Here is a 2,173-nt window from a genome sequence, read left to right on the forward strand (position 1 = left end):
GCGGCGTCGCGCGCAGGGTCTGCCGGGTACCGCCGTCGCGTGGGGCCCGTGGGCCCGGGTGGGCATGGCGGCGGACGACGAGACGGCCGCGCAGTTGCGCCGCCGGGGTCTGAGCCCGATGGATCCCGCCCGGGCGCTGGCCGCGCTGGCGTCGGCCGTCGGGTCGGGGGACGAGGCGGTCACCGTCGCGGACGTGCGGTGGTCGGAGTTCCTGCCGCTGTTCACGGCGGCGCGTGAGCGGCCGTTCCTGGCCGACCTGCCGGAGGCCGTCGAGCTCGCTGTCGCTCCGGAGTCGGGCTCCGGGCCGGCTGCGCGGTTGGCGGGTCTGTCGTCGGCGGAGCGGCAGCGGACCGTGCTGGAGCTGGTCCGGGCCGAGGTCGCGGCGGTGCTGGGGCACGCGTCGGCCGGGGCGGTCGAGGCGTCGCGGGCGTTCAAGGAGCTGGGCTTCGACTCGCTGACCGCCGTCGAGCTGCGGAACCGTCTGCGGTCGGCGACCGGGCTGGCGCTGCCGGCGACGCTGGCGTTCGACTACCCGAGCGCCGAGCGGCTCGCCGCGTTCGTCCTGGAACAGATGGTCGGTGCGACCGCCCCGGTGGCGGGCCCCGAGGTCACGACCGAGGCCACCGACGATCCGATCGTCATCGTCGGGACGGGCCTGCGACTGCCGGGCGGGGTGGAGACACCCGAGGCGTTCTGGGATCTGGTGGCCGAGGGCCGGGACGGCATCGGCGCGTTCCCGACGAACCGCGGCTGGGACCTGGAAGGGCTGTACCACCCGGATCCGGAGCACGCGGGCACCTCCTACGCCCGCGAGGGTGGATTCCTCCACGACGCGGGCGAGTTCGACGCCGCGCTGTTCGGGATCTCGCCGCGCGAGGCGTTGACGATGGATCCGCAGCAGCGCCTGTTGCTGGAGACGTCGTGGGAGGCGTTGGAGCGGGGTGGGGTCGATCCGCTGGGCCTGCGCGGCGAGCCGGTCGGTGTGTTCGTCGGTGCCTCGTTCATGGGGTACGGCACCGGATCGGTGGAGGGCGGGGAGGGCCTGGAGGGGCACCTGCTGACGGGTACGGCCTCGTCGGTGATGTCCGGCCGGATCTCCTACACGTTCGGGCTCGAAGGCCCTGCGGTGACCATCGACACGGCGTGCTCGTCGTCGCTGGTCGCGCTGCACCTGGCCGCGCAGGCGCTGCGGTCGGGTGAGTGCTCGATGGCGCTGGTCGGCGGCGTCACCGTGATGCCGACGCCAGACATCTTCGTGGAGTTCTCGCGTCAGCGGGGTCTGGCGCCCGACGGCCGGTGCAAGTCGTTCGGTGCGGGTGCGGACGGGACGGGTTGGTCCGAGGGGGCCGGTGTCCTGCTGGTCGAGCGGTTGTCGTCGGCGCGGGCTGCCGGTCGTCAGGTCCTGGCGGTGGTCCGGGGTACGGCGGTGAACCAGGACGGTGCGTCGAACGGTCTGACGGCGCCGAACGGTCCGTCGCAGCAGCGGGTGATCCGGGCGGCGTTGGCGCAGGCGGGCCTGTCGGCGTCCGACGTGGACGTGGTCGAGGCGCACGGCACCGGCACGACGCTCGGTGACCCGATCGAGGCCCAGGCGCTGCTGGCGACGTACGGTCAGGACCGGGACGGCGGTGACCCGCTCTGGCTGGGGTCGGTGAAGTCCAACATCGGGCACACGCAGGCGGCGGCCGGTGTCGCGGGCATCATCAAGATGCTGCTGGCGATGCGGCACGAGACGCTCCCCGCCACCCTGCACGCGGAAGAGCCGTCGGCGGAGGTCGACTGGTCCGTAGGCGCAGTCGGGTTGCTGACGGAGTCGCGGCCGTGGAGCGCCGGGGACCGGCCTCGTCGGGCGGGTGTGTCGGCGTTCGGCGTGAGCGGGACGAACGCGCACGTGATCCTGGAAGAGCCCCCGGTGGCGGAGCCGGCCTCGGTACCGGTCGCGCACCTGCCTGTGGTACCGGTGCTGCTGTCCGGCCGGACCCCGGACGCGCTGCGGGCCCAGGCGGAGCGGCTGAGGACGGTGTCGGGTACGGACCTGTCGGCCGTGGCGGCGGCTGCGGCGCGGCGTCCGGTGCTGGCGCATCGTGCGGTGGTGCTCGCGGGTGGGACCGACGAGCTGATGACCGGGCTGGACGCGGTGGCGTCCGGTGCGGGTGGTCTGACGGGCACCGCA

At 74.2% G+C, this 2,173-nt stretch carries 1 protein-coding gene; it reads left to right on the forward strand.

Annotation, left to right across the window (positions count from 1 at the left end):
• Positions 1-2,173: type I polyketide synthase (locus PUR61_RS13895; RefSeq protein WP_329879129.1), on the forward strand; the 2,173-nt coding region annotated here is incomplete at both ends.

Source organism: Streptomyces sp. BE20, from assembly GCF_036322525.1.
Taxonomy (GTDB): Bacteria; Actinomycetota; Actinomycetes; order Streptomycetales; family Streptomycetaceae; genus Kitasatospora.